Genomic DNA, 25,909 nt, shown 5'->3' on the forward strand with positions numbered 1-25,909 from the left:
CGTTGCAGATTCCTGGGGCTAGCCCGGCCAAAACGGCCGGGTAGCTCCCTGGGGTTACGCTCTTACTTGCTGGTTACCAGCGGGCACTTGCTCTCGGAGAGCGGACGGTAGGCTTCATCTGCGGGAATGGTGCGCAGAATCTTGTACAGGTCCCACTCGTTCTCGGACTCGTCCGGAGTTTTCACCTCGGCCAGGTACATGTCATGCACCATCCGGCCGTCTTCGCGGATCTGGCCGTTGGTCGCGAACATGTCGTTGATCGGCGTATCCATCATCTGCTTGCGCACGGTCTGTGCATCGTCAGAACCGGTTGCTTCAACAGCTTTCAGGTACTGCATGGTGCTGGAGTAGACGCCGGCGTGAACCATGGTCGGACGCACGCCGGTCTCTTCCATGAAGCGGTCGGACCATTCACGGGTGTCGTCGTTCATGTCCCAGTACCAGCCGGTGGTGAGCTGGATACCCTGTGCGGCCTCAACACCCAGTGCATTTACATCGGTCAGGAACAGCAGCAGTGCGGCAAGGGTCTGGCCGGACTGGGTCACACCAAACTCACTGGCGGTGTTGATCGCGTTGGTGGTGTCGGCACCGGCGTTTGCCAGGGCGACCACGTCAGCACCAGACGCCTGGGCCTGCAGGATGAATGAAGAGAAATCAGGTGTCGGGAACGGGTGACGCAGTGTGCCGATCACTTCCCCACCGTTTTCCTCGACCACGCGGGAGACATCGCCCTCAAGGGCATGGCCGAAGGCGTAGTCGGCAGTCAGGATGTACCAGGTCTTGCCACCCTCTTTTACCACGGCGCTCGCCGTACCGTTGGCCAGCGGATAGGTGTCATACACGTAGTGGATATGGTTCGGCGTGCAGTGTTCGTTGGTGATGCTGGAGGCGGCGGAACCGGAAATGATACCCAGCTTGTCGTTCTCTTCGAGAATGTCACTGACGGCAATCGAAACCGACGAGGCCACAAGCCCGGCTACCAGATCAACGTCTTCGTTCTCGACCCAGCGACGCACGGTGGAAGAGGCTACGTCTGCACTGTTGCGGTCGTCGGCGCTGACGACTTCGATCTTGGCGCCATTCACTTTGCCGCCGAAGTCGGCGATCGCCATTTCCATCGCTTTCAGGCCGTTTGGACCTGCCAGATCCCGGTAGGTACCAGACATATCCGCCAGATAGCCGATCTTGACGGTATCGTTTGAAATGGCGGCCTGGGCACCGCTGGCCATCATGGCTGAGGCAACGGCTGTGGTCAGAAGCTTTTTCATCATTGTCATTGTTGTATCTCCGCTACTGTGTTGCGTTGGTTCGGGTTTATTTTTGCTTTTGTTGCTTTCGCTCTTACCTATCCGGGATCACACACCCAAATAGCGATCCAGCACCGACTGTTTGGCACTCAACTCATCGGCACCGATTTCTTCCACAATCTGCCCATGCTCAACCACGTAATGGCGATCGGCCAGGGGCGCTGCGAAGTGGAAATTCTGTTCGACCAATACAATGGTCAGACCCTTGTCCTTGAGCTTGATCAGCACTTCGCCCAACTTCTCGACGATGACCGGCGCAAGACCTTCGGTAATCTCGTCCAGCAACAGCATGTTGGCTCCGGTGCGCAGGATGCGGGCCATGGCCAGCATCTGCTGCTCACCGCCCGAGAGCTTGGTGCCCTGGCTGAAGCGACGTTCGTAGAGGTTGGGGAACATGGTGTAAATCTCTTCAAGGCCCATGCCACCGCTGCGCACCACCGGTGGCAGGGTGAGGTTTTCCTGGACGCTGAGTGCCGAAAAAATGCCCCGATGCTCGGGGCAATACCCGACACCCAACCTGGCAATATGGTGCGGGGCGCAGGACATCGTCTCTTCCCCGTTGATCATGATCGAGCCCGTGCGGCGACCGACCATGTTCATGATCGCCTTCAGGGTGGTGCTGCGCCCGGCACCGTTGCGGCCCAGCAACGTCACCAGTTCACCGCGGTTAACCACCAGATCAATGCCATGCAGAATGTGGGACTCGCCATAAAAGGCGTGCAGCCCCGAAACGCGCAGCTGTTCGTATTCCCGGTCCAGACGCTGACTCATTGGGCCGCCTCCGCCTTGTTTTCCGGATTCTGGGAACCACGTTCACCGGTTTCGCTGCTGCCCATGTAGACCTCCCGAACACGCGGATCGGCCGACACGGTCTCGTAGTCGCCTTCAGTGAGCACCGCGCCCTGAGCCAGCACGGTAATCCGGTCACACAGCTTGCTGACGACACTGAGGTTGTGCTCAACCATCAGCACCGTGCGGCCCTGGGCAGCTTTGCGCACCAGCTCCACCACCCGGTCAACGTCTTCCGCACCCATGCCCTGGGTGGGCTCATCAAGCAGCAACAGTTGCGGCTCCATCGCCAGGGTTGTGGCGAGTTCCAGGGCCCGCTTGCGACCGTAGGCCAGCTCAACAGTGGTGGTGTTGGCGTATTCGGCAAGACCCACGGAGTCCAGCAGCTCCATGCAGCGTTCGTTCAGCTTGTTGAGGGAGAGCCCGGATTTCCAGAAACTGAACGACGAGCCTTCAAAGGATTGCAGCGCTACGCGGATATTCTCCAACGCCGTCATGTGCGGGAACACGGCCGAAATCTGGAAGGAACGCACCACCCCTTTGCGGGCGATGGCTGCGGACTTCATGGCGGTGATGTCTTGGCCGTTGAACAGGATCTGGCCACGGGTCGGAATCAGGAATTTGGTAAGCAGGTTAAAAACAGTGGTCTTACCTGCACCGTTGGGACCGATCAGGGCGTGGATGTGGCCTTTCTGAACCTTCAGATTCACGTCGTCGACCGCGACAAAGCCCTTGAACTCTTTGACAAGGTTGCGGGTCTCCAGAACGTACTGTTCACTCATGAGCCAGTCTACCTTTGTTATTGTTGTACATTTGAACTACTCTACAGATTAAATTGACGTATACGTAAACGTCAACAGGTATTTTGGGTTTTTCAAGCCAACGTCCTTAGCAAAAAGTCGCAGACCAGGTCGTGAACCTTGTCCGGCTTCTCGAGATGGGGAGAATGCCCGACCTCCGGTAAAAACACGGCTTCGGCGCTCGCCCCAATGCCTGCGACGATATCGGTTACCTGCTCAGGCACACCGTATTCGTCGTCCTGCCCCTGAATGATGATAGACGGACATTGGATTGCCGCCAGCCAGCGGTCGAAATCCATGTGATTCTGGAAGCCTTCATCCAGCCAGACCGTCTGCCACGCGTTGAACAGATCATCGGTGCGATCACCATGATAGCGCTGCAGCTTGTCGCGAATGTCGGTTTCCCGGTAGCGCGAGGCCATTTCCCGGATTCCGGCAATGGTCAGGTGGTCGGCGTAGATGTGCGCTGCCATGGTGACCAGCGCCCTCACCCGCGCGCCCAGTGCGCCCGCAGCAATAAGGGCTATAGAACCGCCATCGCTGTGACCGATGAGAACCACATCGTCGAGGCCGAGCGCGTCCAGCAGGGCCGGCAAAAGGACCTCACCTTCCTTCTCCTGGTAATCGTAGGGGCGCGGCAGGGGTTCGTCAGAGGAATGCCCGTACCCGAGACGGTTGTAGATCAGGGCATCGTATCCGGTGGCCTTTGCCAGGCGTTCGGGAAATCGCCGCCACAGGGCAATACTGCCCAGGGATTCGTGCAGGAAGACCAGTGTCGGCCTCCCCTCCTGGCCTTGCCCCTCGTGGCGGATTCGGCGAACTTCCACGGAAGCCCCCTCCCCCAACGACACCATCATATCCCGGACCTGCATGGCGCTAACGCTCAGGAGGAATGGAGTAGGTCATGGTGGAATGGGCAACCGGGTCCTCAGCGCCCTCGGAGTAGACAAATACCTCGCCGACTCCCATGGTGCGCCCGACTTTCAGCATCGTTGCCCTCGCCCAGATGGGCTGATGGGCCACGGGCTTGCGCAGAAAGTTGATATTGAGGTTGGTGGTCACCGCCAGCGGGACCAGGCCGATCTTGCTAAGCAACGCGGCGTAGAGGGTGACGTCCGCCAACCCCATCATCGCCGGTCCTGAGACCGTGCCACCCGGCCGCAGGTGCTCTTCGTCCACCTCCAGCTTCATTTCCGCCCAGCCGTCACCGAGTTTCTGCAGGGTGCCGAACGCGGCGCCCTGCGGAAACTGTTCGTCGAGAAACGCCTGCAGCTCTTCGAACGTGATGATCATGCGCCCTTTTCTTCCTGAGCCCGGTTGCGCAGGACAAAGCGCTGAATCTTGCCGCTCGGCGTCTTCGGCAGCTCGTCCACAAACTCGATCTCCCGCGGGAAGGCGTGGGTGGACAGACGGCGGCGCACCAGATCCTGGAGCTCGTCCTTCAGGGCCTGGTCGTCTCCCGGCGCCTGGTCACTCTTGATCACAACGTAGGCCTTGATGATGGAGCCCCGCTTTTCATCCGGCTTACCGACGACGCCCGATTCGGCCACGGCAGCATGCTCCAGCAGTGTGCTCTCCACGTCGGCCGGTCCGACCCGGTAGCCTGCGGTGGTGATGATGTCGTCATCCCGACCACTGAAGGAGAAGCAACCGTCACCGTGGCAGACCACCATGTCACCGGTAAGGTAGTAGCCTTTCACAAACGGGTCCTTCTCACCCCAGGTGTAGCCATCGAAATGGAACAGTGGCGATGCCGCGACGTCCACCGCGAGCTGCCCTACTTCCCCGGCGCCCACCTCTTCGTTCTTCTCGTTCAGGGCGACCACCTTGTGGCCCGGCGAAGCGTAGCCCATGGAGCCTTCACGCACCGGGTGTTCCAGGCCGTGGAAGTTACAGCAGGTCATGCCGGTTTCCGTCTGGCCGTAGTGATCCTTGACCGGGCAGAAATGCCGATTCCTGATCCAGTTCACCACTTCCGGGTTCAGTGGCTCGCCAGCACTGCTGGCCACCCGGAGCCCCAGGTTCTCGCCTTCGGGCAACACATGATCGTTGGCCTTGAGCAGACGGTATGCCGTCGGCGCCGCCGCCAGGTTGGTGATCTTGTACTTGCGGATCATGTCGTAGGTGGATTCCGGCGTGAAGCCGCCGGGATTGAAATGTGTGGCGTGGCCCATCAGCAGCGGCCCGACCACGGCATAGTACAGCCCATAGGCCCAGCCCGGATCGGCCACGTTCCAGAATTTGTCGTCTTCGCGCAGGTCGATGGCGTACTTCATATACACATAGAACGCCAGCAGGGCCCGGGCCGGAACGGCGACGCCCTTGGACTTGCCCACCGTGCCTGAGGTGAACATCTGCAGGAACGGATCGTCTCCGGTCACCATCACCGGTTCGAATTCGCTGGACTGACTGGCGAGGGTGGCCCCGAAATCGGGGATGTCGGCCTCGATCGAACCGGCGTCCACGCCCATAACCGGCGGGCAGTCTTTGACCTCAGTCAGCTTGTGGTAGTTTTCCGGGTTGGTGACGACCAGTTTGGTGCTCGCCCGCTCAAAGCGGTACTCAATGGCACCGGACCCAAACGCCGTAAAGAGTGGCTGGTAAACGGCACCGGCGCGCAGCGTTCCGGCAATCACAATCAGCAGTTCGGGGGTACGCGGCAACAGGGCCGCCACCCGGTCACCTTTACCAATGCCCTGGGATTTCAGGTAGTTGGCAAAGCGGGCCGAGGCTTCCTTCAGTTCGGCAAAGGTCAGTGTGCCCTCACCTCCACCGTCCTTCTCGTAGTAGAGAGCGACTTTCTGCGGGTCACTCGCCCACTTGTCACAGATCTCGTGGCATACGTTCAGACCGCTGTCCAGGCGGCCATCCAGGACCTCGGCCTCCAGTGCGATCGGATCGAAATTGTTGTACACGGCGGTATATTCCGGAAGGCTCATTTTCGACTCCTGTTGTTGTTGTCGTTGAATCCACGACGTCAAGGTTTATCACAGGGTTCACCTTACGTAAAGGTAAACTTTAGACCAAAAAGGCAGAAAGCCGGACACTCTTATTAGGGAGGGGAAACGGCACGACCGGGGCGCCGTGCCACAGGGCAAGCAGGAGAACGGACCTCAGGAATCCGGTTCGTTTCAGGTGACGTGCCGGCTCGACAGGATATGGTGCAAGCTGTCGCATTCCACCATGGGATCGTCACAGTTCACGACGATATCCGAGCGGGCAATGACATAGCCTTTGCCGGTGATGTGATTTTTCACCACCTGGTACTCCCCTTCCTGTTCGACCGCACTGAACTGTCCGATGAAGCCGGTTTCCCGCAGCGAGATGGTTTCCAGCCGGTCGCCGGGCTTGATGATGCCCTGGTAGTTCATCAGGGCCAGCCGGGCCGAGGTGCCTGTTCCGGTGGTGCTGCGGCAAATCACGCCGGGATGCACGTAGGTGGCTGACCGGGAGCGATAGTAGCCTTCCGCCACATGCTCCACCGGCCCCATGAAATGGAGGAACGGCAAGGGCCCGACGTCTCCCAGGGTGTAGTGGGAAAACCCTCGCTCGGCCTGGATTGCCTCGACTATGGCATGGGCGGTTTCCGCCAGCCGGCGCTCTTCGTCCAGGGTAAGGTCGAAGCCCAGCTCCTTCGCATCCACCAGGGCGTAGAAACCACCACTGTAGGCAACGCTGTAGGTCACCGTGCCGAGGGACGGCACGTCGATGGCGGCCTGGAATGTGTGAATGTAACTGGGCAGCCCCTCACAGGTGATCGCTTCGACCACACCGTCGCGGACCTGCGCCTCGATCTGGACCAGCCCGGCCGGGGACTCCAGCATAAAGTGCTGCCGGCCTTCCCGCTTGGGCACAATCCCTGCCTCAAGCACAGCGGTGGCGGTGCAGATGGTATTGGAGCCGGAATAGATCGGGTAACCCATCACCTCCATGATGATGTACCCGGCCGCCGCCCGGGGATCTGTCGGCGGCACCAACAGGTCCACAGACATCTCCGGTATGCCATAGGGCTCTTCCAGCAACAGCCTGCGCAGACCGTCGGCATCATCCCGCAGGTATTCCATCTGGGCCCGAACGGTGTCACCGGGGAGGGGATCAATCCCGCCAGTAACAATACGGCTGACGTCACCGCCGGCGTGGGTGTCCATCAACTGGATGGTCAGTTCCGGTTTCATCAAACGTTCTCCAGTGACCAGGGTTTGCCGTGATCATCCCACTGGGCGTCGGGAACGATCACGATCTTGCCGAGATAATTGCTACCCCGGTTCACAAAATACTCCTCGGCGTGGTGCAGGTCCGAGAGCCGGAACGCGCCGTGCAGAACCGGCTTGAGCTGGCCTCCCCGGATCCAGGCCATCAGCTGGTCGGCTTCCTCGCGAGTGCCATGGGAAACCCCGAAGATCTGCACCTGGTACAGGTAGATCCGGGTCCACAGTATCTCGCTGATGTTACCGCCGCTGGCCCCGGCAATGCTCAGGCGCGGGTAGGTGGCACGGGCATTCATGTCGAAGATCATGGTGTCGATGAAGATGTCGGTCATTTCCCCGCCAACCAGATCCATCACCGCATCAATGGGCCGGCCTCCGGTTTCGGCCTTCACCCGGTCCACGAAGCTGTCCATATCCGAGCGATCCAGCACCGCCTCGGCGCCGAGCTTGATCAGGCCATCCGCCTTGTCCTGCTTGCTCAGGGCATAAGGCACGGCACCGATAATACGGCACAGCTGGATCAGCGCGGTACCGACACCGCCGCTGGCCCCCGTTACCAGCACGCGCTCGCCGGCCCGGATATTGGCGGAAGTCACCATGTGGTAAGCGGTCTGGTAGGAACACATGCCCATGGACGCCACTTCAGCGTCCGACAGCTCCGGGTTCGGGATGTGATGAAACTGATCGGAGGGCAGCGCGACGTACTCGGCATAACCGCCATCGGCTCCGTGGCCGTAGTAATCCGGGGTCAGGTTGATGTCAGGACGATCGTTGGCGTAAATGTTGAAATCCAGCAGGCCGCGCTCGCCAATGCGCCCCTCATCCACGCCATCGCCGACGGCGACAACCCGGCCGGCAATATCGGCGCCCTGAATGCGGGGAAACAGCAGCGTCGGCTTGCCCCCCATCTGGAAGGATTTCATTTCCCCTTTTTTGGTGGGGTACAGCCCTTCCCTCGCCTTGCGATCGGTGTTGTTCTTGGCCGTCGCCGTCACCTGCACCAGCACCTGCCCGGGCCCGGGTGTCGGCGTCGGCACATCCTGATACTCAAGTTTGTCGACACCACCGTGTCCGGTCAGAACCATGGCTTTCATGGTAGTGGGTATCATGGGCGAGCGATCCTCCCTGTATCCTGAATGGTGGGTATCGATTCAGGATAGGTTAGATCGGCAGAGGTGTCAGTGGGTGTTGCGGGTATCCGTTATTCACCTCACCTACCTCGCAATCACCCGATACACCGGCCGGAGCTTTGGAATCTGCTTGAGCACCGCCTGGATGACCGTCATCAGCGGCACCGCGAGTAACACGCCAACCGGCCCCCATAGCCAGCCCCAGAAAAAGATCGAAACAAAGATGATGACCGGGTTAAGGGCCATTCGAAACCCATGTACCCAGGGCTCAATGAAGAAGCCGAGGAGCGTAGTAAGCGCCAGAAAGCCCAACGGAGCGATTGCCATCATCCACAGCACGTCCAGGCTGATGGCCGACACCACCGCCAACAGGGAAATGGTCAGTATCACGCCAAGATAGGGGATGAACCGGGCCAGACCGGCAATCAGTCCCCAGACGGCCGGGTCCGGCAGCCCTGCCGCCCAGCACATCAGGCCCGTTGCCAGGCCCACCGCAGTGTTACTCAGCGCCAGAACGCCGAGGTACTGCGCAATCTCGTGCTGGGAGTCGTGGGTAATGCGGAGCACGGTCTTTCGCTGTTCTTTCGGCAACTGGCGCACGAAATTCCTGACGATCCGATCACCGCCCACCAGCAGGAAATAGGTCAGCGCCATCGCCAGCAACAGGCCCGCGATACCGTTGCGGGCCCTGCTCATCAGCTGGCTTCGCCAGGACTCGGTTTGCAGCACAACCGAAGTAGGCTTGGCCTGGCTGCTCTCGGACAGTTCCTCCATGGATTTTTCGACCTTCTCGGCCGACTCCGTCACCTTGCTGATTTGCCGCTTGATCTCACTCTGGCCCACCAGCAACCGGGAAATCCCCTGGGGCGCTTCCTCCGCCCATTTAAGCACCGGGGTTGCGACCGCGTAGGTAACCCCGGCGATCCCCGCCAGCACCAGCAGCACCAGGAACAGGGCACTGACCATCCGAGGAATGCGCAGGGTCACGTAAAGCTTTTTCACGATGGGAGACAGCAGCAGGCTGGTCAGAATGGCCAGGATGATGGGCAGGACAATCTGGTGCGCAACGTACAGCGTGTACAGAATGCCAAGGGTAAACAGTCCGTAGATCGGCGTGGAAAGATCGGAGGAGATGAGGGGCCTTTTGCCACCCTCGGCTGGCTCGTTATTCGTTTGCTGGTCGTCCACGATGCGCGCGCTGTCCCTGTTCTGAACCTGATCCACTGGACTGCCGACACTGTGACATCGGCACCCCGGCACCTGAATAGCGCTACTCTAACCCGTTCAGGCACCGGACCGCATCCGCAAGACGTTACTGTCGGGTCACGTGTCGATACCCCGTGCCCTTTCCGGCGGCTGTGCAGACTGCCCGGTGCCACGGCCCGGCAAGTCGCAATATTGATCTGGGTCCAACTTTGTTCGATGGCGACGCTATAATCTAATCGTAGGCACTACCCATGATCTGGCTGCGCCTTCATGCGAGCAAACAACCCTGACGGTGCAAGGCGCGCGCAGTACACCGTCGCATACCGCCACATAAAGGAGGTCCTCTCATGTCCACTGAAGAGGAAGTCCGTAAGGCATCAACGCAGTTCTACGCGGCACTGAACACCATGCTCAATGGTGATGCTGCCCCACTGTCTCAAATCTGGTCACACAGCTCGGATGTCACCACAATGCATCCGGTCGGTGGTCGGCAAGTCGGATGGAGCGAGGTTCAGAAAGCATGGGAGCAGGTAGCCAAGGCGACAACAGACGGGAAAGTTGAACTGAAGGATCAGCTTATCCGCATCGCTGGAGACGTCGCTTACGAACTCGGCACAGAGAGCGCCGAGTTTACTCTGGGCGGACAAAAGGTGTCGGGCGAAATTCGCGTGACCAACATCTATCAGCGAGAAGCCGGTGGGTGGAAGATTACACACCACCACACGGATGTGGTTCCGGCAATGGTGGAAGCCCTCAATCGCTTGTAGCCACCATCGGGAAATGCCTGACGACGGCATTAAGGCCGACGTTTAAACTTCCTCCTGGTTCGCGGGTCAAATCTGGAGATCGGGCGCTTGCGCCCGAGATCCGGAGATTTCCTGGGGAGGGAGTGAGAATGGTCTATTTTAAGAACCTGAATCAGATCGTTGAATCGCTCGAAACGGACGAATCAACCAAAAACGACCCGATCAAACGCGTATTTGTTTTCGATGGTAAGCATCTGACTGCGAATGTCGGAATTGTTCGTGACAGTGGAAATGCCCTCCACACGCAACCCGACCACGAGGAGATACTCGTAATCATTGAAGGCAACGTCGACTTCAAAGTGGGTAACGAAACAAAGAGAGTAAGCCCGGGCGATCTGGTATTCATTCCCCGGAACACACTCCACGGCCCTGTCCTCGAGCCCGGACAACGATTTGCCGCGCTTTCGGTATTCGCCCCATATTTTGACAGGTCGAGGAATAATCTCGTTTGGGATCGGGATTCCGCTTAGCAGACAGGTAGTATTAATGCTAAAGATAAATTCAAGTTGGTGAACCTTGAAATCATCGGGCCCGCCCGTCCAAAAACTGGCAAATGGAATCCCCCCCTGCAAGGAGCAGCGCCGTGAGATACTTCCTGTCTTCACTACTAAGCCTGGGTTTACTTGTCGCGTCTCACTCCGGGCTGGCAGCCGAAACCGCCGACACGGTCTTCCTTAACGGCAACATTTTAACCCTGGATGACAATCAACCCACGGCAGAAGCCGTTGCGGTTAGGAACGGAAAAATTCTCTCCGTGGGCACCCGGGGCGACATCATGGCCTTGGTCGGCAACAACACCAACCAGATCGACCTGGAAGGAAAAACACTGCTCCCAGGTTTTGTCGATTCCCACGGCCATGCCTGGATGATTGGCTTCCAGGCTCTCACCGCCAACCTCCTGCCGCCCCCCGATGGCGAAGGCAAGGACATCGATTCGTTGATCTCGTTACTTGAAGGCTGGGCGAAATCCAACGAACAGGCGGTGAAGGATGTTGGCTGGATTATTGGCTTTGGGTACGACAACTCGCAACTTGCGGAACAGCGCCACCCGACCCGCCACGATCTGGATCGGGTGTCAGAGGATATTCCCGTACTGATCATTCACCAGTCGGGGCACCTTGGCGTTGCCAATTCGAAGGCTCTGGAGATCGCGGGCATCGATGCTGAGACCCGGGATCCCGAAGGCGGCGTCTTCCAGCGCGAGGAGGGTGGAAACCAGCCCAATGGAGTCGCGGAAGAGTACGCCTTTTTCCAGCTGGCCTTTGCCTTTGGCAAGTCACTCGATCCGAAGACCATGGACACCTTTGCCCGTGAGGGCAGCAAGCTTCTCGCGTCGTTCGGGTACACAACCGCTCAGGAAGGCCGCGCCACGGGAGCCAGTCTGAACGCAATACGGCGGGTAGCGGAGGCGGGCGCGCTGAAAATCGACGTGGTCGTGTATCCGGATATTCTGGAAGTCGATGCGATTGAGCCGAGTTCTGAGTACACCAACCGCTTTCGGGTCGGCGGCGCCAAGCTGACGATTGACGGATCGCCCCAGGGCAAGACCGCGTGGCTGACCGAGCCCTATTACGTGGCTCCCCCAGGCAAGGATGAGGATTATGCAGGTTACCCCGCCATCACCGAAAAGCAGGCGATGGATGCCGTTGAAAAAGCCTACGCGAATAACTGGCAGATACTGACCCACACGAACGGTGACGCTGCGATTGACCTGCTGATCAAGGCCGTTTCCGCTGCAAAACAGAAGTATCCGGACGTCGAAAACCGGCCCGTAATGATTCACGGTCAGACCCTGCGCAAAGATCAGGTCGGCCCGCTGAAAGAACTCGGCATCTTTCCGTCCCTCTTCCCAATGCATACCTTCTACTGGGGGGACTACCACCGCGATTCGGTGCTGGGCCCTGAACGGGCCATGAACATCTCCCCCACCGGCTGGCTCATGCAACAAGACATGATGTTCGGATCCCATCACGATGCGCCGGTGGCCTTACCCGATTCCATGCGGGTTCTCTCGGCGACCGTCACCCGCCGCTCACGCAGCGGGGCGGTGATTGGAGAGAATCACCGGGTACCGATAGAGACTGCCCTCAAGGCAATGACCATCTGGCCGGCGTGGCAGCACTTTGAGGAGGACCGCAAGGGAACCATAACCGCGGGCAAGCTCGCAGATCTTGTGGTTCTCTCCGACGATCCGAAAAACGTTCCTGAAGATCAGTTGGACGACCTGCTGGTGCTGGAAACCTACAAGGAGGGCGTCTCTGTCTATAAACGATCCGAGACGACCGCAAACCGAGCCTCGCCAGCCCTCTTTGGCCTGGCACCCATCAAATCCCACGATGGGGATCACGAGTTCCTTGGCGAAAACCACCTGCATGGTGATGGCTGCTTCAATCCGGGTTTGAGCCTTCTTATCAATGCGGTAGTTAGCGGCAGAGCGGACTAGACGGTTTTTCATTGTGTCTGGGGGCCTAACATCAACCGCATAGCAAACGCTGTTGTTCGTGCTTGCTATGCGGTTGGATCTCTATTGCTCCGTGATCTTTAGCCGTCCTGGTGAACGGGATTTCTCTCAAATCCGCTCAAGCGTAACTGAAACAGGTCGGCACACCGTGTTGCATACAGGAGAGTGGTTCTTGGCGAACGACAGCAGATCATCCAGCTCTTCCTCACTGCAGTCAGCTTCGATGTCCATCAGGATGCGGATGCTCTCGTAACCAACCGTGGCGTCGTCGTTCAGCGCCAGCAATCCTTCCAGGTTGATATTGCCTGACAGTCTGGTCGACAAATTCCTGATCGTAATACCCCGCGCGGCTGCATGCAGAACGGTAGTGGTGGTGACGCAGCCAGCCAGCGCATGCAGCAGGAATTCCACCGGATTCGCTCCTTCGTTGTTGCCCAGCAGGACCGGTGGCTCACCGTTTGTGAAGACGAAGTCTTCAGCGCGGGAGTCGTCTTCGGCGCCAGCGCCGTAGAAGCCGCGAATCGTGGAGCGGTTTTCACCGCCGTTCACCCATTGGTTGCTTGCCCGAAACTCGAACTGCGCGAGGCTCGGATTGTTCTTGAGGGCTTCAACTGTCTGCCCCATCTGAACCAGGTCGAGGCCATTTCGGCTTTGGATATCTACTTGTGCGTTCATCATTCTCACCTTGCTTCATCGTCTACAGGGACCCGGGAACCGGGAGACGCTTTGTGTGGCGTCTGGGTATAAAGTAAGGCAAGACGGCGGACACTCTCAGATGGATATCTGACAAAAAGGGGGCATTCGTGCCACCAATTTAAGGGGGAATGAAATATGTCATGCCGGCAGAAAAAAGTTCTCATTCTGGCGCTGCCAGAAACGGCGGGGTCGGCGCTGTATGGAATGGTCGATGTGCTAATGTCGACAGGCAATATATGGCAAACGCTGGTGGGCGATGCGGGTCCATCCCAACCCTTTGATGTTCAGATTGTTTCCATCGAGACCAAGCCATTTTATTGCGGCCACGGGATACCGGTTCAGCCGGCTTATGCCATCACTGACGAGCCCGATGCGGATATCCTGATCCTCCCGGAGATCTGGCTCGGTCCCCATGAAGAGATTCGTGGTCGCTATGACGCGCTCATGGAGTGGGTCAACGTCAGGTTCCGCTCGGGTACCACGATCTATTCCGCCTGCTCCGGGTCGGTGTTATTGGCCGAGAGCGGATTACTGGATAACTGCGAGGCCACTTCTCACTGGGGATATCAAGAGCTGTTTCGCACTCACTATCCGAAGGTGCATTTCAGGCCGGAGACGAACCTGGTTTACGCCCATCCCGGTGGCCGGCTGGTGACGGCAGGCGGAACCACGTCGTGGCATGACCTGGCACTGCATATCATTGCCCGCCACGTGGGCATCGGCGAAGCACTGCGGATTGCCAAGGTCTACCTGCTCAAATGGCATGACGAGGGCCAGCTTCCATTCACGGGCCTGGTCCGACAGACGCATCATGCCGACTCGGCGGTGCGCAGGTGCGAGGAGTGGCTGAAGGAGCATTGCCGGGATCCCGCGGCCATTCCCCGGCTGATAGAGAGCTCCCCCCTGCCCGAGCGAACGCTCAAGCGGCGCTTCAAGGCTGCCACTGGCTCCTCGATGATCGAGTACCTGCAGAACCTTCGCATCGAAGCGGCCAAGCGGCTATTGGAGGAGGGAAAGCTGTCTGTAGAAGAAGTGAGCCTGGAGTCCGGCTATGAGGATGTGTCCTTCTTTCGCCGCTTGTTCAAGCGCCTGACGGGCCTGACGCCGGGCGAGTACCGACGCCTGTTTCGACCTCTGATCGAAGAGGCGGTTGGCCGCCTGATTTGACTGGCGCCCGGCACGGCGGACTTATCGTCGTGCTTCGAGTAACACCGTTTCCATTTCACAGACCCCAATGGGAATGAGTATGCTGTGTGGTCAGACACATAGGCACAGGAAAGCTATCCATGAAAAAAGCAGCAGGTCTGGCCGCTTGTCTCGCCCTCGTCAGCCTCAATGGCTGGTCCGGGGAGGTCGATTATGACAAGCGCAATATGCATATTTTCTGCGCATCCCACTTGTCGTTGATCAGCGAATCACTTGACGACAACGGCGATCAGCAGCAGGCGCTGATGATGTTGTCCAACCGGCACCGAAAGGAAGCGAGAAAACTGGGAGCCACCCGACAGCACTTTGACGATGTAGGCGGGTACCTGAACAAGGTGCGCCGCAACCACGAGCAGAAATGGAGCCGGCTTACCGCCCAGAGCAAGCGGGTTTGCCTGCCGAATTCCTGATGACGAAACCGATGAAGGACACGGAACACTGGTCGCAGAAGGTGACTCAATCCAGCGACGCGCTGGATCTTGAGCACGGGGTGTTTTCCCTGGAGGATCCCCGGGACATTGCCCGTTCGCTGAAACAGTCGGCGGAAAACAGCACCCGTCGCAAGTCTGATCCCTACCGCTCAGCGATGTCGATGCTGACGTTCTACATCAACCGTGCCGGCAAACAGCTCGCGCCCGAACAGCGCGAGCGTCTGGAAGCCGCCAAGGACGAGTTGCGGGCGCTGTTCGGGAAACCACGGAAACGTCAGTGACAATGGCCACTGGCGACAACCAGCCCCAACCAGATACTTAGTCCGGTCCAGGAATTGATGGTTGTCTGCACCTGATCAAGTGACATCCCTGACCTCCCGTTGAGTTCAGATTTGCCACCACAGCGTAGGAGGTAACAGCGCTATCTGCCAACCCTCGGAGCTGAATCGAGGGCACGAACGGGCCGTGCCCTCTTGGTCTTACTCCGGCTTGTACAGCCGCTGGATGCTTGAGAAATCCAGGCCGCCGTTGCCCTGCCCCGCGTGAATCTCGAAGAGGTTGCGGGCCAGGGAGCCCATAGGAATCGAGGCGTGGTTTTTCACCGCGTTGTCAAAGGCTAGGCCGAGGTCCTTGTTCATCAGGTTCACCAGGAAGCCGCCCTCATAATTGCGGGATGCAGGCGCCGCTTCCATCACACCCGGCCACGGGTTGTAGACGTTCAGGGCCCAGTTGCCGCCAGAGCTCTGCTTCATGATTTCCGAAAGCACGGCCGGATCCAGGCCATTCTTCACGCCGAGGGCCAGGGCTTCACTCGTGCCCGCCATCAGGATCGCCAGCAGCATGTTGTTGCAGATCTTCGCGACCTGGCCGGAACCGTGGGGGCCAGCGTGGAAGATATTCTTACCCATAGCATCCAGGATCGGCTTGGCCTTGTTGAAGGTTTCCTCCGCACCGCCGCAGATGAAGGTCAGGGTACCGGCCTTGGCGCCACCGACACCGCCGGAGACCGGCGCATCCAGGAATGGAATGTTCCGGGCGGTGGCTTCCTCAGCGACACCGCGGGCCGTTTCCGGCGCGATGGTGGAGGAATCAATCACCAGAGTGCCCTCGGGCAGCTTGGCCAGCAGGCCGTCTTCGCCGAGATAGACCGCTTCCACGTGTTGCCCCGCGGGCAGCATGGTGATCACACATTCCGCGCCCTTCGCGGCCTCATGGGCGGTCTCTGCCGTCTTCGCGCCTTCGGCTACCAGCGCCTGCACGGCGTCTTTAGACAGGTCGAACACGGTCACGTCGTGACCGGCCTTCACCAGGTTGCTGGCCATGGGACCGCCCATGTTGCCAAGGCCAATAAATGTAATCGTTGCCATATCTCTTCCCCTTATTGTTCTAATCGATTGAGTGGGCCACCGGTGCCGGTGGCCGTTTGGCTATGGTTTGAAAAAATCGTCGATCCAGGCACTGTCCATTTCCGCCAGGGAGGCGTAGCGCCACCGTGGCTGCTGGTCCTTATCGATCAGCAGCGCCCGGATACCCTCGGCGAACTCGCCCTTACTCAGGCACTTCTGTGACAACACCAGCTCCTTGTCGAGAACCTCCTTGAGGCCATCGTGCTTGCAGTTGTGCAGATGGTGCCAGACCAGGGTCAGAGAGGTTGGTGAAGCGGACGCCAGGGACTTTGTCGCCTTGGCCACCCAACCGTCACCACCGGATAGTTCCTTCAGCTGGCTGACCACGGCCACCAGCGAATCGGCGTCGGTTACCCGGTTGATCTCGTCAAAATGGGTACGAACCGGCGATTCCGGCATGGCCTCGGCGCTCTGCTGTTCAAACTGTCTCAGTACGCTTCCAACCACGGCGTGGGCATCCTCGCCCTGCCATTTGCGTTGCCGGAGTTCGGTGACCACACCAGCCTTGAGTTCATGCTTGATAAAGCGGTCCGCAAGCCCCGTGAACAGCGCATCGGCACCGTTCATCCGGGCGCCAGTCAAGCCCAGGAACAGGCCTGTTCGACCGGGGGTCCGGTTGAGGAACCAGCCCGCCGCCACATCCGGATACAGACCAATGGTGATCTCAGGCATGGCCAGCTTCGAGCTTTCGGTCACAACGCGGTGGGACGCGCCCTCGAGAATACCCATGCCGCCACCCATCACGATGCCATGTCCCCAGCACACAACAGGCTTTGGAAAGGTATGGATGAGGTAATCCAGCTCGTATTCCTCGGTGAAGAACGCTTCCCCCTCACTCGCGCCCTGAGGCTCGGTCATGCTGCGGTACAGGGCCACGATGTCGCCACCGGCACAGAACGCCTTGTCGCCTTCGGCTTCCAGCCAGACCGCGCGGATACGGTCATCCTCCGCCCAGCGTTTGAGCTGCGGCGTCAGCAGTCGGATCATTTCCAGCGAGAGGGAATTCAGGGCCTTGGGCGTATTCAATCGCGCCACGGCAATCAGCGCATCGTCGCCGGTTGTCCACTCTTCAAAAACGATGGGTTGGTCACTCATAACATTTCCTTCAACCGTTGCACTGCCTCGGGTTTCAGCGGTTTTTCCATTCCGGTGCGCGTTTGTCGAGGAACGCGTTGACGCCTTCCTTCTGATCTTCGGTGGAGAACAGTTCCACGAAGAGCTCACGCTCCATGCGCCAGCCATCTTCGTGGCTGCGGCCATCCCGCGCGCTCATCACCAGGGTCTTGCAGCGGGCGGTGGAAGACGGGCTCTGCTTGCAGGCCATTTCCGCCAGCTCCAGCGCTTTCTCAAGGCTCTTGCCGGAAGGCACAACCTCTTCCACCAGGCCAATCTGCAGGGCCTTGTCCGCCTTGACGCGCTCGCCACACAGGATCATGCGCTTGGCCCAGCCCTCACCCACCAGCCAGGGCAGGTTCTGGGTGCCACCCGCGCACGGCAGCAGGCCAACACCGGCTTCAGGCAGGGCCATCTGGGCGTGCTCTTCAGCAATGCGAATGTCGCACGCCATGGCACATTCCAGGCCGCCGCCCATCGCGTAGCCGTTCACCGCCGCGATCGACACGCCGCGGAAATCGCTGAGGGTGGCAAACGCCTCACCGAACAACTGGGCCATCTCATTGGCCCGGGCCTTGTCGCCGTCGGCAAAGGTTTTCAGGTCGGCGCCGGCGGAGAAGAATTTTTCACCCTGGCCGGTCACTACCAGCGCGAAGATGTTCCGGTCCGCGTTCAGTTCACGGATGGTCTCTCTCAGAGCCGGCAGGGATTCCGCCGTCCAGGTATTGGCCGGCGGATTATTGATGGTCAGTACCGCAATGTGTCCGCGTTTTTCGAGCTGAATCAGATCGCTCATGGTTTTTCTCCCGTTATCCTTGCGGTGTTCTTGAATTTGTTACTGGATCGCTTCGGCCACGCCGTCATCCAGCAGGCGACGAGCCACAATCAGGCGCATGATTTCGTTGGTTCCCTCGAGAATCTGGTGCACCCGCAGGTCCCGCAGGTATCGCTCCAGCGGGTACTCCCGGATGTAGCCGTAGCCACCGTGCAGCTGCAGCGCGTCGTTCACCACGTCAAAGCAGGCGTCGGTGGCGAAGCGTTTGGCCATGGCACAGTGCAGGGTTGCTTCCGGATCTGCGCTATCGAGCTTGAAGGCACCCAGCCGCACCATCTGGCGGGCCGCCACCAGGTTGGTGGCCATGTCGGCGAGCTTGAACTGCAGCGCCTGGAATGCGGCCAGGGGCTTGCCGAACTGTTCGCGCTCGTGCATGTAATTCCGGGCTCGCACCAGTGCCGCCTGGGCACCACCGAGGGAACAGGTGGCGATGTTCAGCCGGCCACCGTCCAGCCCTTTCATGGCGATGGCGAAACCGTCGCCTTCCTCACCTACGCGATTGGAGACGGGGATACGAACGTTATCGAGACTGATCATGCGGGTCGGCTGACTGCGCCAGCCCATTTTTTCTTCATTCTTGCCGTAGGTGATGCCCTCGGCATCGGCCGGGATCACGAAGGTGGAGATGCCCTTGGAGCCACTGTCCGGCGCTCCGGTACGGGCCATCAGTACCAGGATATCGGTACTACCGGCACCGGAAATAAACACCTTGCTGCCGGTTATCACGTAACTGTCTCCGTCACGGACCGCCTTGGTTCGAAGGCTTGCCGCATCGGAACCGGCCCCGGGTTCAGTCAGGCAGTAAGACGCCAGCCACTCGCCGCTGGCGAGCTTGGGCACGATCTCCTGCTTCAGGTCATCCGAGGCAAAGCTGGCCACCATCCAGGTCGCCATGTTGTGGATGGTCATAAAGGCTGCCGTAGATGGGCAGGCAGCGGCCAACTCTTCGACAATCACCGAGGTATCAAGGCGGGACAGCCCCATGCCGCCCAGGGATTCCGGCGTATACAGGCCCATAAAGCCCATCTCGCCCGCTTCCTTCATGACGTCGATGGGGAAGATATGCTCGTCGTCCCATTGTGCCGCGTGGGGCGCCATGGATTTCTCGGCAAAGGCGCGCGCTGCTTCCCGGAACGCCAGCTGGTCTTCGGTCAGATTAAAGTCCATTGAATCACTCCAGATCTAAGAGGTCGGGCTGAGGTGAAAAAAGGGGGCCGGAAACAGGTTCCGGCCCAACTTACCCCACCTACAACACACTCAACGCAACTGGATAGAGAAGTTCGCCTCGGTGCTGGCTTCGCTTGAGAACCAGCGCGACGTGACCGTCTTGGTTTCGGTGTAGAAGCGCACAGCCTGCTTGCCGTAGGCGTGCTGGTCACCGTAGAAGGAGCCCTTCCAGCCGGTGAACGAGAAGAACGGCAGGGGTACCGGGATGGGAATGTTCACACCCACCTGGCCCACATCGATCTCGTGCTGGAAGCGACGGGCGCAGCCACCGGAGGAGGTAAAGATCGAGGTGCCGTTGCCGTACGGGCTGTTATTGATCAGCTCGATGGCCTCACCCAGGCTGTCAGTCTCCATGCAGGACAGGACCGGGCCGAAGATTTCCTCGTTGTAGATGTCCATCTCGGTGGTCACCCCGGAGAACAGGGTCGGGCCGACCCAGTTGCCGTCAGGCAGACCGTCCACAGTGCAACCGCGGCCATCCAGCAGCAGCTTCGCGCCCTGCGCTTCGCCGGTGGCAATCAGGGACTCAACGCGGTCCTTGGCCTTGGCGCTGATGATCGGCCCATAGCTGGCACCGGCGTCGTCCCAGGCGCCCGGACGGACCTTGGCCATGGCTTCCTTCAGTTCCGGAATCCACTGCTGGGCCTCGCCCACGAAGACTGCAACGGAAATCGCCATGCAGCGCTGACCGGCAGCACCCACAGAAGCACCAACCAGGGCGTTGATCACCTGCTGCTTGTCCGCATCCGGCATGATCACCATGTGGTTCTTGGCGCCAGCGAAGCTCTGAACACGCTTCATGTTGCGGGTACCGGTCTCGTAAATGTAACGGCCGACCGGCACGGAGCCAACGAAGGAAATCGCGCGAATGGCGGGATCGGTCAGCAGCTTGTCGACCTGCTCTTTGCCGCCATGAACAACCTGCAGTACGCCTTTGGGCGCACCGGCCTCCTCGAACAGTTCAGCCAGACGCATTGGTGTCAGCGGATCCTGTTCGGACGGCTTCAGGATAAAGGTGTTGCCGCAGGCAATCGCCATCGGGAACATCCACAGGGGAATCATGGCCGGGAAGTTGAACGGGGTGATACCGGCGCACACGCCCAGCGGCTGGATCCAGGAGTGGGTGTCCACTTCCCGTGCCACGTTCTCAACGGTTTCGCCCATCATCAGCGAGCCCACGTTGGCGGCATGCTCGACCACCTCGATACCGCGCCAGACGTCACCCTTGGCGTCTTCAAAGGTCTTGCCGGTTTCCTGGGACAGGATTTCGGCAATTTCGTCGTGGTGCTTTTTCAGCAGCGCCTGGTAGCGCAGCATGACCCGGGCGCGCTCGGACACAGGTGTTTCTTTCCAGGTCTTGAACACTTCACCAGCGTACTTGATGGCCTGGTCCATTTCCGAATGGGTGGTGCACGGAGCCTTGGCGATCACTTCGTTGGTGGCGGGGTCGGTGACATCGATCCATTCATGGGTCTGGCTCTGGATGAATTCACCGGCAAGGTACAGAGGTACATTTTTCATAGCGAAATCCCTGTTTGTTGTTATGAGGGAAGCAAGCCGAAAACCGTGAGGTTCCGACCACGAATGCAAAAAGACTAGCACGGGGTGTGCGGGAAGGTGATTGACTAAATTTCGCTCTTGATGGACTATCTTTCGATTACCCACAAAACCAGCGACACCGTAATGACACAAACCTCGCAGTGGCCGGTACCAGAGGACAGCGTTCGCTATGTGGTACCGGCTCCGATTATCCGGCTGCTCTCCAGTCACCCGCTGACCCGTGACCTGTATCCCCTGGCATTCGGGCACTATCGCCGGGCGGTGGGGCATCACATGCACCGGGAGCACCACAGCGACAATCTTATGATTTACTGCACCGAGGGCAAGGCGTTCCTGAATGTGCTGGGCGAACCCTATACGGTAGAGCCCGGCGACTTGCTGCTGCTACCGGCCGGCGCCCACCACCGTTACACCGCCGATCCGGCCAACCCATGGACAATCCATTGGGTACATTACACCGGCCCCCTGGCTGAGGAATTCCGGAATTACATGGGCTTCTCCGGTACGACCAGGATCCGCCACCTGGGGCGCCAGCCCCGGCTGCTGGTGGACTTTAACGGGTTGCTGTCGGTGCGCCAGACCGGCTTCCGGGCCCGGGGCCTGATCCATGCCGCAAATCGCCTGCGCCAGTTAATGGCGGCCGTCCCCCTCAATGCGGACGAGACGAGCCACGAACACAAGGCTGAGCTGGACACCATCCATAACTACATGCGGGAACATCTGGACGAACGCATTTCCCTGGACCAACTGGCCGATCTCGCGGGCCTGTCTCCGGCCCATTTCGCAACGCGATACCGGGAACAGACCGGCACCTCGCCCATCCAGCATTTCCTGCACCTGAAAGTGGAACGGGCCTGCCAGATGCTGGACACCACCGAGCTCAGTTTTGCCGACATAAGCCGCCGCCTTGGCTACGACGACGCCTATTATTTTTCCCGGTTGTTCAAGAAGGTAATGGGACAGTCGCCGCGGGATTACCGGCACACGGCCCGGCACTGAACCGCGCGATTCAGGCCAGAGTCGCATCTGTCCATTACTGCGACTTTTGTTTGAACAATCAAACGGATACCCTTGGGCGACATAACGCATAACAAGAGTAAGCCCATGGCCATGTATACCATTGAAATCAAGGAAACATTTGAAGTGCCCCGCGACCGGGTTTTTGCCCTGTTTGCCGATCACCACCGCTTCGGCAAACTGCTCGGAGCGCCAATCAAGCGAATAAAGGACAGCGATCAGGCCGACCCCAACGGCATTGGTTCCGTCCGCAAGATCGGCATTGGACCCTTAGGCCTGAAGGAAACCGTGCTCAATTTCGAGCCGGATACGTTGATCGAATACACCATTACCAGCATGAGCCCGATCAGGAATCACATCGGCCGAATCCTTTTCGAGGACACCCCCGAGGGCCATACCCGTATCCACTACACTATCTCCTTCGAAGATATCGTGCCCTTTACCGGCAAGGTGGTCAGGAACGCGCTTGAGCAAGGCATCCGCCGGGGCATCAAACGTGTGCCCGAACTGGCCTGAGAGCTGTCCGGAAATACAAAACCTTACTTGATGAATATCAGATATTTGACCTGTGGCAATAGGCTGTCATTCGGGATTTTGTAATCTCCGCGCACTTTGCAATAGCCGGCCACCCGGCCGGCTATTCCACTTCCAGCGGGAGACCACACATGGCAGCCGAGCCGATTGTTCTGTTCGATAACGGACACCACAAGTGCCTGATGTTCGATTCACTGGTAACCGGCGAGGGCGTTCAGTCCAACCAGTTCCTGATCGTTGACGGCAAACACGAAGCGCTGATCGATCCGGGCGGAGACCTCACCTACACTCCCCTTTCCGTCGCCGCATCGCGGTACATGAATATCAGTGACATGGATTATGTTTTCGCCTCGCATCAGGACCCGGACATCATCGGTGCCATCGATCGCTGGATCGTTCACACCCGGGCCAAAATTGTCACCTCCAAGCTCTGGGCACGGTTCCTGCCCCACCTGGTGTCCGGCTATGTCACCAGCCAGCTCAGCGGCAGCGTCTACGATCGGATCGTGAGCGTGCCCGACGCCGGCGCCAACGTGAAATTCGGTGATTCCTACCTGCAGTGCCTGCCGGCCCACTTCATGCACTCGGTTGGCAACCTCCAGTTCTACGATCCGGTGGCGAAGATACTCTTTTCTGGAGACCTGGGCGCATCACTCGGAGGCGAGGACGACCATCTGCCTGTCGCCGATTTCGACAAGCACATTCCCAGCATGATCGGCTTTCACCGTCGCTACATCGCCTCGCGAAAGGTCTGTCGCCTCTGGGCCAACATGGTGAGGGAACTGGACGTGGATATGATTGTGCCTCAGCACGGCAAGCGCTTCGAAGGGCCAGCCATGGTTGAGCGCTTTCTGGACTGGGTCAGCGAGATGGAATGCGGAATCGATCTGATGACGCAGGAGCATTATCAGCGCCCCATCGACTACGTTTAATCAGGAAGGAACGGCCCCGGACGGCTGTTCCTTGATGCCGGCATATGGAGATTCAAAGCGAACCTGACTGCCGGCTAAATGGGGGCGATTTTAATATTCGTGATGAATACGCCCCCGATGGCCGGTCCGCCAGTCATGCTTGCGATCCCGATCGTACATACTTCGGCCATCAGGATACCCGGCTGCCGTGGCGGGCAGGTTCTCGATATCATCGATACTGCTAACGCCGGCCGTCGTTGGCATAGTCTCGATATAATCGACACTGTTCTTACCACCCCGCTCCAGCATCATCCTTCGATTTTCCTCCACGCTGGCTACGCGGTACGGCATTCCATCGTCAGAATACATCTGGGACTGATTTTCCATCATCTCCTGGTTAAACCTCTGACGCTCCCAGTTTTCGCCATAAGACGGCGCAACAAACAGCGTCAAAGCCAGTGTTGCCGAACAAATCACTACCTGTTTCATTGAGATACCCTCCTTTTCAAGCCCGATATCCCCGGGCTCAGGAACAGCATCAAAGGACCGGCCATATCAACCCGATCCACCGACTCAGGATACTCCCCGGATCACTCCGGGTAATGCTTAGAGGGTAAATTCGGCAATTCGTTACAAGAATTTCACGGGAAATTCATGCTGCAGACATGTTGCTGACATCCCAGACGCACTGAAGCCTGTTCCCCCGCCAGCCGGGAAGCCCATCGCCGGCTAAATAAGCCTGTTCCATGAGGGCATAGTTGAGTAAAATCCGGCCCTTTCCCAAGAAATAGAGAGGCAGCGCAGATGGGCAGAGCCTACCAGAACCGCAAAGAGTCGATGGCCAAAACGGCCGCAGCAAAAACCAAGGTCTACAGCAAATATGGCCGTGAGATTTACATGGCGGCCAAGTCCGGCGGCACGGATCCGGATGGCAACCTGTCCCTGCGTGGACTGATCGATCGCGCCAAGAAAGACCAGGTACCGTCTCACGTTATCGAAAAGGCCATCGACAAGGCCAAGGGCGGCGCTGGCGAGGATTATTCCCCGGCCCGATATGAAGGTTATGGCCCGGGCAACTGCATGGTGATTGTCGACTGCCTCACCGACAATCCGAACCGCACGTTCGGGGACGTCCGTCTTGCCTTCACCAAGACCAAATGCAAGATCGGCACGCCGGGCGCCGTGGCGCACATGTTCGACCACTGCGCCATTTTCGCGTTCAAGCACGACGACGAAGAAGCCGTGCTGGAAGCACTCATGGAAGCCGATGTCGACGTGACCGACATTGAGAACGAAGACGGGCTGATCACCGTATTCACCCCGAACACTGAGTACGCCAAGGCCCGCCAGGCCCTGGTAGACGCCTTTGAGGGCATTGATTTTGAAGCGGACGAAATCCAGTTCCTGCCGAAGACCACCACCCAGGTGGAAGGCGATGACATTCCGCTGTTCGAGAAGTTTCTCGACATGCTGAATGATCTGGACGACGTTCAGAACGTGTTTCACAACGCCGAAGTGCCCGAGCAATACGAGTGAATCGTCAGGCAAGGGTCGTCATCCTGAAGACCGGAACCACCTACCCCGCCATCAGGGAGACCTCAGGTGATTTCGAAGACTGGTTCGTTCGTGGGCTTTCGGACGAGCTGGAACTCACCGTTATCAACGTTGAACAGGGTGACGCTCCCGGCAATGTAGAAGACTGGGACGGCATTGTGATCACCGGTTCCCCTGCCATGGTCAGTGATCGGGCGGAATGGAGCGAAACCACGGCGCAGTGGCTGACCGGGGCCGTCGACAAAAAGGTTCCGGTTTTGGGTGTGTGCTACGGACATCAGTTGCTTGCCCACGCCCTTGGCGGTGAAGTCGGGTACCACCCGGAGGGCCGGGAAACCGGCACCTGGTCAATTGAACTGCTGCCGGACGCCGACTCCGACCCCCTGTTCGCCGACCTGCCCGCATCCTTCAAGGCCCAGCTTACCCACAAGCAATCAGTGCTTGGCCTGCCGCCCGGAGCCGTACTTCTCGGTCGCAGCCGGTTTGAACCCCATCAGGCCTTCCGGGTGGGTGAGTGTGCCTGGGGCGTGCAGTTCCATCCGGAATTCACAGACGACATCATGAGAGCCTATCTGTCGGTGCAGGCACCGGAACTGGCCGCCGAGTGCCTGAACCCCGATGCACTGCTGGCGGCCGTCGAGCCGGCACCGGTTGCGTCCGGGCTCTTGCAGCGCTTTTCTGAGCTCGTGATTGAAAAACTCGACTGAACCCG

The 25,909-nt window shown here is 59.0% G+C and carries 28 protein-coding genes; 11 read left to right on the forward strand and 17 right to left on the reverse strand.

Annotated features, from left to right (window positions below):
* Nucleotides 1-62: 62 nt before the first annotated feature.
* The 9 genes from QQF73_RS16070 to QQF73_RS16110 form a co-directional block, all read right to left on the reverse strand.
* The gene (locus tag QQF73_RS16070; protein WP_219868356.1) at nt 63-1,277 is read right to left on the reverse strand and encodes an ABC transporter substrate-binding protein; all 1,215 of its coding nucleotides are present in this window, start codon (nt 1,275-1,277) and stop codon (nt 63-65) included.
* 78 nt (nt 1,278-1,355) lie between these two features.
* On the reverse strand, nt 1,356-2,078 hold the full coding sequence (locus QQF73_RS16075) for an ABC transporter ATP-binding protein (protein WP_219868357.1): 723 nt from the start codon (nt 2,076-2,078) through the stop codon (nt 1,356-1,358).
* Nucleotides 2,075-2,878: an ABC transporter ATP-binding protein gene (locus QQF73_RS16080; protein ID WP_219868358.1), complete on the reverse strand. Its 804-nt coding sequence runs from the start codon at nt 2,876-2,878 to the stop codon at nt 2,075-2,077. Before QQF73_RS16080 ends, QQF73_RS16075 begins: the two co-directional genes overlap by 4 nt.
* Before the next feature lie 92 nt (nt 2,879-2,970).
* Nucleotides 2,971-3,768 (reverse strand): alpha/beta fold hydrolase, encoded by a 798-nt coding sequence (locus QQF73_RS16085; RefSeq protein WP_219868359.1) that lies wholly within the window; start codon nt 3,766-3,768, stop codon nt 2,971-2,973.
* 4 nt (nt 3,769-3,772) lie between these two features.
* Entirely contained in the window at nt 3,773-4,189 is a 417-nt protein-coding gene (locus tag QQF73_RS16090) for a PaaI family thioesterase (protein WP_219868360.1), read from the reverse strand.
* The gene (locus QQF73_RS16095; RefSeq protein WP_219868361.1) at nt 4,186-5,835 is read right to left on the reverse strand and encodes an AMP-binding protein; all 1,650 of its coding nucleotides are present in this window, start codon (nt 5,833-5,835) and stop codon (nt 4,186-4,188) included. The genes QQF73_RS16090 and QQF73_RS16095 overlap by 4 nt, the downstream gene beginning before the upstream one ends.
* A 192-nt stretch (nt 5,836-6,027) precedes the next feature.
* Nucleotides 6,028-7,071 (reverse strand): proline racemase family protein, encoded by a 1,044-nt coding sequence (locus QQF73_RS16100; protein WP_285368836.1) that lies wholly within the window; start codon nt 7,069-7,071, stop codon nt 6,028-6,030.
* Nucleotides 7,071-8,213, reverse strand: coding sequence for a zinc-binding dehydrogenase (locus QQF73_RS16105; protein WP_285368837.1), 1,143 nt, complete (start codon nt 8,211-8,213; stop codon nt 7,071-7,073). The genes QQF73_RS16100 and QQF73_RS16105 overlap by 1 nt, the downstream gene beginning before the upstream one ends.
* A 105-nt stretch (nt 8,214-8,318) precedes the next feature.
* Complete coding sequence (locus tag QQF73_RS16110; RefSeq protein WP_285368839.1) at nt 8,319-9,458, reverse strand: AI-2E family transporter; 1,140 nt, start codon at nt 9,456-9,458, stop codon at nt 8,319-8,321.
* Nucleotides 9,459-9,787: 329 nt separating this feature from the next.
* Here QQF73_RS16110 and QQF73_RS16115 point away from each other — a divergent pair, with 329 nt between their 5' ends.
* Complete coding sequence (locus QQF73_RS16115; RefSeq protein WP_219868364.1) at nt 9,788-10,207, forward strand: YybH family protein; 420 nt, start codon at nt 9,788-9,790, stop codon at nt 10,205-10,207.
* Between the two features lie 182 nt (nt 10,208-10,389).
* Here QQF73_RS16115 and QQF73_RS16120 read toward each other — a convergent pair whose 3' ends face one another.
* Nucleotides 10,390-10,611 carry a hypothetical protein gene (locus tag QQF73_RS16120; RefSeq protein WP_228743569.1) on the reverse strand — a complete coding sequence of 74 codons (222 nt, stop codon included), beginning with the start codon at nt 10,609-10,611 and terminating at the stop codon, nt 10,390-10,392.
* On the opposite strand from QQF73_RS16120, the gene QQF73_RS19290 reads away from it, so the two are divergent.
* The gene (locus QQF73_RS19290) at nt 10,522-10,716 is read left to right on the forward strand and encodes a cupin domain-containing protein (protein ID WP_416383218.1); all 195 of its coding nucleotides are present in this window, start codon (nt 10,522-10,524) and stop codon (nt 10,714-10,716) included. The two genes, QQF73_RS16120 and QQF73_RS19290, sit on opposite strands and share 90 nt — an antisense overlap.
* A 113-nt stretch (nt 10,717-10,829) precedes the next feature.
* On the forward strand, nt 10,830-12,689 hold the full coding sequence (locus QQF73_RS16125) for an amidohydrolase (RefSeq protein WP_285368842.1): 1,860 nt from the start codon (nt 10,830-10,832) through the stop codon (nt 12,687-12,689).
* Nucleotides 12,690-12,815: 126 nt separating this feature from the next.
* On the opposite strand, the gene QQF73_RS16130 is transcribed toward QQF73_RS16125, so the two are convergent.
* Nucleotides 12,816-13,382 (reverse strand): OsmC family protein, encoded by a 567-nt coding sequence (locus QQF73_RS16130; RefSeq protein WP_219868367.1) that lies wholly within the window; start codon nt 13,380-13,382, stop codon nt 12,816-12,818.
* 156 nt (nt 13,383-13,538) lie between these two features.
* Between QQF73_RS16130 and QQF73_RS16135 the strand changes: the two genes are divergently transcribed.
* The 3 genes from QQF73_RS16135 (at nt 13,539) to QQF73_RS16145 (ending at nt 15,321) form a co-directional block, all read left to right on the forward strand.
* Nucleotides 13,539-14,570 carry a GlxA family transcriptional regulator gene (locus QQF73_RS16135; RefSeq protein WP_285368844.1) on the forward strand — a complete coding sequence of 344 codons (1,032 nt, stop codon included), beginning with the start codon at nt 13,539-13,541 and terminating at the stop codon, nt 14,568-14,570.
* Nucleotides 14,571-14,689: 119 nt separating this feature from the next.
* Nucleotides 14,690-15,019 carry a hypothetical protein gene (locus QQF73_RS16140; protein ID WP_285368846.1) on the forward strand — a complete coding sequence of 110 codons (330 nt, stop codon included), beginning with the start codon at nt 14,690-14,692 and terminating at the stop codon, nt 15,017-15,019.
* Nucleotides 15,019-15,321, forward strand: a complete 303-nt coding sequence (locus QQF73_RS16145) for a DUF3175 domain-containing protein (RefSeq protein ID WP_228743570.1) — start codon at nt 15,019-15,021, stop codon at nt 15,319-15,321. The genes QQF73_RS16140 and QQF73_RS16145 overlap by 1 nt, the downstream gene beginning before the upstream one ends.
* Before the next feature lie 198 nt (nt 15,322-15,519).
* Here QQF73_RS16145 and mmsB read toward each other — a convergent pair whose 3' ends face one another.
* From mmsB to QQF73_RS16170, 5 genes are all read right to left on the reverse strand, one after another.
* Nucleotides 15,520-16,407, reverse strand: coding sequence for a 3-hydroxyisobutyrate dehydrogenase (gene mmsB, locus QQF73_RS16150; protein ID WP_219868370.1), 888 nt, complete (start codon nt 16,405-16,407; stop codon nt 15,520-15,522).
* A gap of 60 nt (nt 16,408-16,467) precedes the next feature.
* Entirely contained in the window at nt 16,468-17,541 is a 1,074-nt protein-coding gene (locus tag QQF73_RS16155) for an enoyl-CoA hydratase/isomerase family protein (protein WP_219868371.1), read from the reverse strand.
* Nucleotides 17,542-17,575: 34 nt separating this feature from the next.
* Entirely contained in the window at nt 17,576-18,355 is a 780-nt protein-coding gene (locus QQF73_RS16160) for an enoyl-CoA hydratase (RefSeq protein ID WP_219868372.1), read from the reverse strand.
* Nucleotides 18,356-18,394: 39 nt separating this feature from the next.
* The gene (locus tag QQF73_RS16165; RefSeq protein ID WP_219868373.1) at nt 18,395-19,561 is read right to left on the reverse strand and encodes an acyl-CoA dehydrogenase family protein; all 1,167 of its coding nucleotides are present in this window, start codon (nt 19,559-19,561) and stop codon (nt 18,395-18,397) included.
* A gap of 90 nt (nt 19,562-19,651) precedes the next feature.
* A complete protein-coding gene (locus QQF73_RS16170) occupies nt 19,652-21,142 on the reverse strand; it encodes a CoA-acylating methylmalonate-semialdehyde dehydrogenase (RefSeq protein WP_219868374.1) in 1,491 nt (496 codons plus the stop codon).
* 162 nt (nt 21,143-21,304) lie between these two features.
* On the opposite strand from QQF73_RS16170, the gene QQF73_RS16175 reads away from it, so the two are divergent.
* The 3 genes from QQF73_RS16175 to QQF73_RS16185 all read left to right on the forward strand — a co-directional run bounded on the left by QQF73_RS16175 (nt 21,305) and on the right by QQF73_RS16185 (nt 23,664).
* A complete protein-coding gene (locus QQF73_RS16175) occupies nt 21,305-22,180 on the forward strand; it encodes an AraC family transcriptional regulator (protein ID WP_219868375.1) in 876 nt (291 codons plus the stop codon).
* Between the two features lie 105 nt (nt 22,181-22,285).
* A complete protein-coding gene (locus tag QQF73_RS16180) occupies nt 22,286-22,714 on the forward strand; it encodes an SRPBCC family protein (protein WP_219868376.1) in 429 nt (142 codons plus the stop codon).
* Between the two features lie 149 nt (nt 22,715-22,863).
* Complete coding sequence (locus QQF73_RS16185) at nt 22,864-23,664, forward strand: oxygen-binding di-iron domain-containing protein (protein WP_219868377.1); 801 nt, start codon at nt 22,864-22,866, stop codon at nt 23,662-23,664.
* Nucleotides 23,665-23,754: 90 nt separating this feature from the next.
* Here the strand turns inward: QQF73_RS16185 and QQF73_RS16190 are convergent, their stop codons facing one another.
* A complete protein-coding gene (locus tag QQF73_RS16190; protein WP_219868378.1) occupies nt 23,755-24,132 on the reverse strand; it encodes a hypothetical protein in 378 nt (125 codons plus the stop codon).
* Nucleotides 24,133-24,447: 315 nt separating this feature from the next.
* On the opposite strand from QQF73_RS16190, the gene QQF73_RS16195 reads away from it, so the two are divergent.
* Together QQF73_RS16195 and QQF73_RS16200 are read left to right on the forward strand one after the other, a co-directional pair.
* Nucleotides 24,448-25,179: a YebC/PmpR family DNA-binding transcriptional regulator gene (locus QQF73_RS16195; RefSeq protein ID WP_285368848.1), complete on the forward strand. Its 732-nt coding sequence runs from the start codon at nt 24,448-24,450 to the stop codon at nt 25,177-25,179.
* Entirely contained in the window at nt 25,176-25,904 is a 729-nt protein-coding gene (locus tag QQF73_RS16200) for a glutamine amidotransferase (RefSeq protein ID WP_285368849.1), read from the forward strand. Before QQF73_RS16195 ends, QQF73_RS16200 begins: the two co-directional genes overlap by 4 nt.
* The last annotated feature ends 5 nt before the right edge of the window (nt 25,905-25,909 follow it).

This window comes from Marinobacter albus (assembly GCF_030238305.1).
Taxonomy (GTDB): Bacteria; Pseudomonadota; Gammaproteobacteria; order Pseudomonadales; family Oleiphilaceae; genus Marinobacter; species Marinobacter albus.

What these genes read in the sequence shown, in the direction of transcription:
- QQF73_RS16190 (WP_219868378.1), bottom strand. Translation starts at nt 24,132, where the DNA reads ATGAAACAGGTAGTGATTTGTTCGGCAACACTGGCTTTGACGCTGTTT.
- QQF73_RS16105 (WP_285368837.1), bottom strand. Translation starts at nt 8,213, where the DNA reads ATGATACCCACTACCATGAAAGCCATGGTTCTGACCGGACACGGTGGT.
- QQF73_RS16070 (WP_219868356.1), bottom strand. Translation starts at nt 1,277, where the DNA reads ATGACAATGATGAAAAAGCTTCTGACCACAGCCGTTGCCTCAGCCATG.
- QQF73_RS16185 (WP_219868377.1), top strand. Translation starts at nt 22,864, where the DNA reads ATGGCAGCCGAGCCGATTGTTCTGTTCGATAACGGACACCACAAGTGC.
- QQF73_RS16095 (WP_219868361.1), bottom strand. Translation starts at nt 5,835, where the DNA reads ATGAGCCTTCCGGAATATACCGCCGTGTACAACAATTTCGATCCGATC.
- QQF73_RS16195 (WP_285368848.1), top strand. Translation starts at nt 24,448, where the DNA reads ATGGGCAGAGCCTACCAGAACCGCAAAGAGTCGATGGCCAAAACGGCC.
- QQF73_RS16155 (WP_219868371.1), bottom strand. Translation starts at nt 17,541, where the DNA reads ATGAGTGACCAACCCATCGTTTTTGAAGAGTGGACAACCGGCGACGAT.
- QQF73_RS16085 (WP_219868359.1), bottom strand. Translation starts at nt 3,768, where the DNA reads ATGCAGGTCCGGGATATGATGGTGTCGTTGGGGGAGGGGGCTTCCGTG.
- QQF73_RS16145 (WP_228743570.1), top strand. Translation starts at nt 15,019, where the DNA reads ATGACGAAACCGATGAAGGACACGGAACACTGGTCGCAGAAGGTGACT.
- QQF73_RS16170 (WP_219868374.1), bottom strand. Translation starts at nt 21,142, where the DNA reads ATGAAAAATGTACCTCTGTACCTTGCCGGTGAATTCATCCAGAGCCAG.
- QQF73_RS16180 (WP_219868376.1), top strand. Translation starts at nt 22,286, where the DNA reads ATGGCCATGTATACCATTGAAATCAAGGAAACATTTGAAGTGCCCCGC.
- QQF73_RS16130 (WP_219868367.1), bottom strand. Translation starts at nt 13,382, where the DNA reads ATGAACGCACAAGTAGATATCCAAAGCCGAAATGGCCTCGACCTGGTT.
- QQF73_RS16175 (WP_219868375.1), top strand. Translation starts at nt 21,305, where the DNA reads ATGACACAAACCTCGCAGTGGCCGGTACCAGAGGACAGCGTTCGCTAT.
- QQF73_RS16100 (WP_285368836.1), bottom strand. Translation starts at nt 7,071, where the DNA reads ATGAAACCGGAACTGACCATCCAGTTGATGGACACCCACGCCGGCGGT.
- QQF73_RS16160 (WP_219868372.1), bottom strand. Translation starts at nt 18,355, where the DNA reads ATGAGCGATCTGATTCAGCTCGAAAAACGCGGACACATTGCGGTACTG.
- mmsB (WP_219868370.1), bottom strand. Translation starts at nt 16,407, where the DNA reads ATGGCAACGATTACATTTATTGGCCTTGGCAACATGGGCGGTCCCATG.
- QQF73_RS16075 (WP_219868357.1), bottom strand. Translation starts at nt 2,078, where the DNA reads ATGAGTCAGCGTCTGGACCGGGAATACGAACAGCTGCGCGTTTCGGGG.
- QQF73_RS16165 (WP_219868373.1), bottom strand. Translation starts at nt 19,561, where the DNA reads ATGGACTTTAATCTGACCGAAGACCAGCTGGCGTTCCGGGAAGCAGCG.
- QQF73_RS16115 (WP_219868364.1), top strand. Translation starts at nt 9,788, where the DNA reads ATGTCCACTGAAGAGGAAGTCCGTAAGGCATCAACGCAGTTCTACGCG.
- QQF73_RS16140 (WP_285368846.1), top strand. Translation starts at nt 14,690, where the DNA reads ATGAAAAAAGCAGCAGGTCTGGCCGCTTGTCTCGCCCTCGTCAGCCTC.
- QQF73_RS16135 (WP_285368844.1), top strand. Translation starts at nt 13,539, where the DNA reads ATGTCATGCCGGCAGAAAAAAGTTCTCATTCTGGCGCTGCCAGAAACG.
- QQF73_RS16090 (WP_219868360.1), bottom strand. Translation starts at nt 4,189, where the DNA reads ATGATCATCACGTTCGAAGAGCTGCAGGCGTTTCTCGACGAACAGTTT.
- QQF73_RS16080 (WP_219868358.1), bottom strand. Translation starts at nt 2,878, where the DNA reads ATGAGTGAACAGTACGTTCTGGAGACCCGCAACCTTGTCAAAGAGTTC.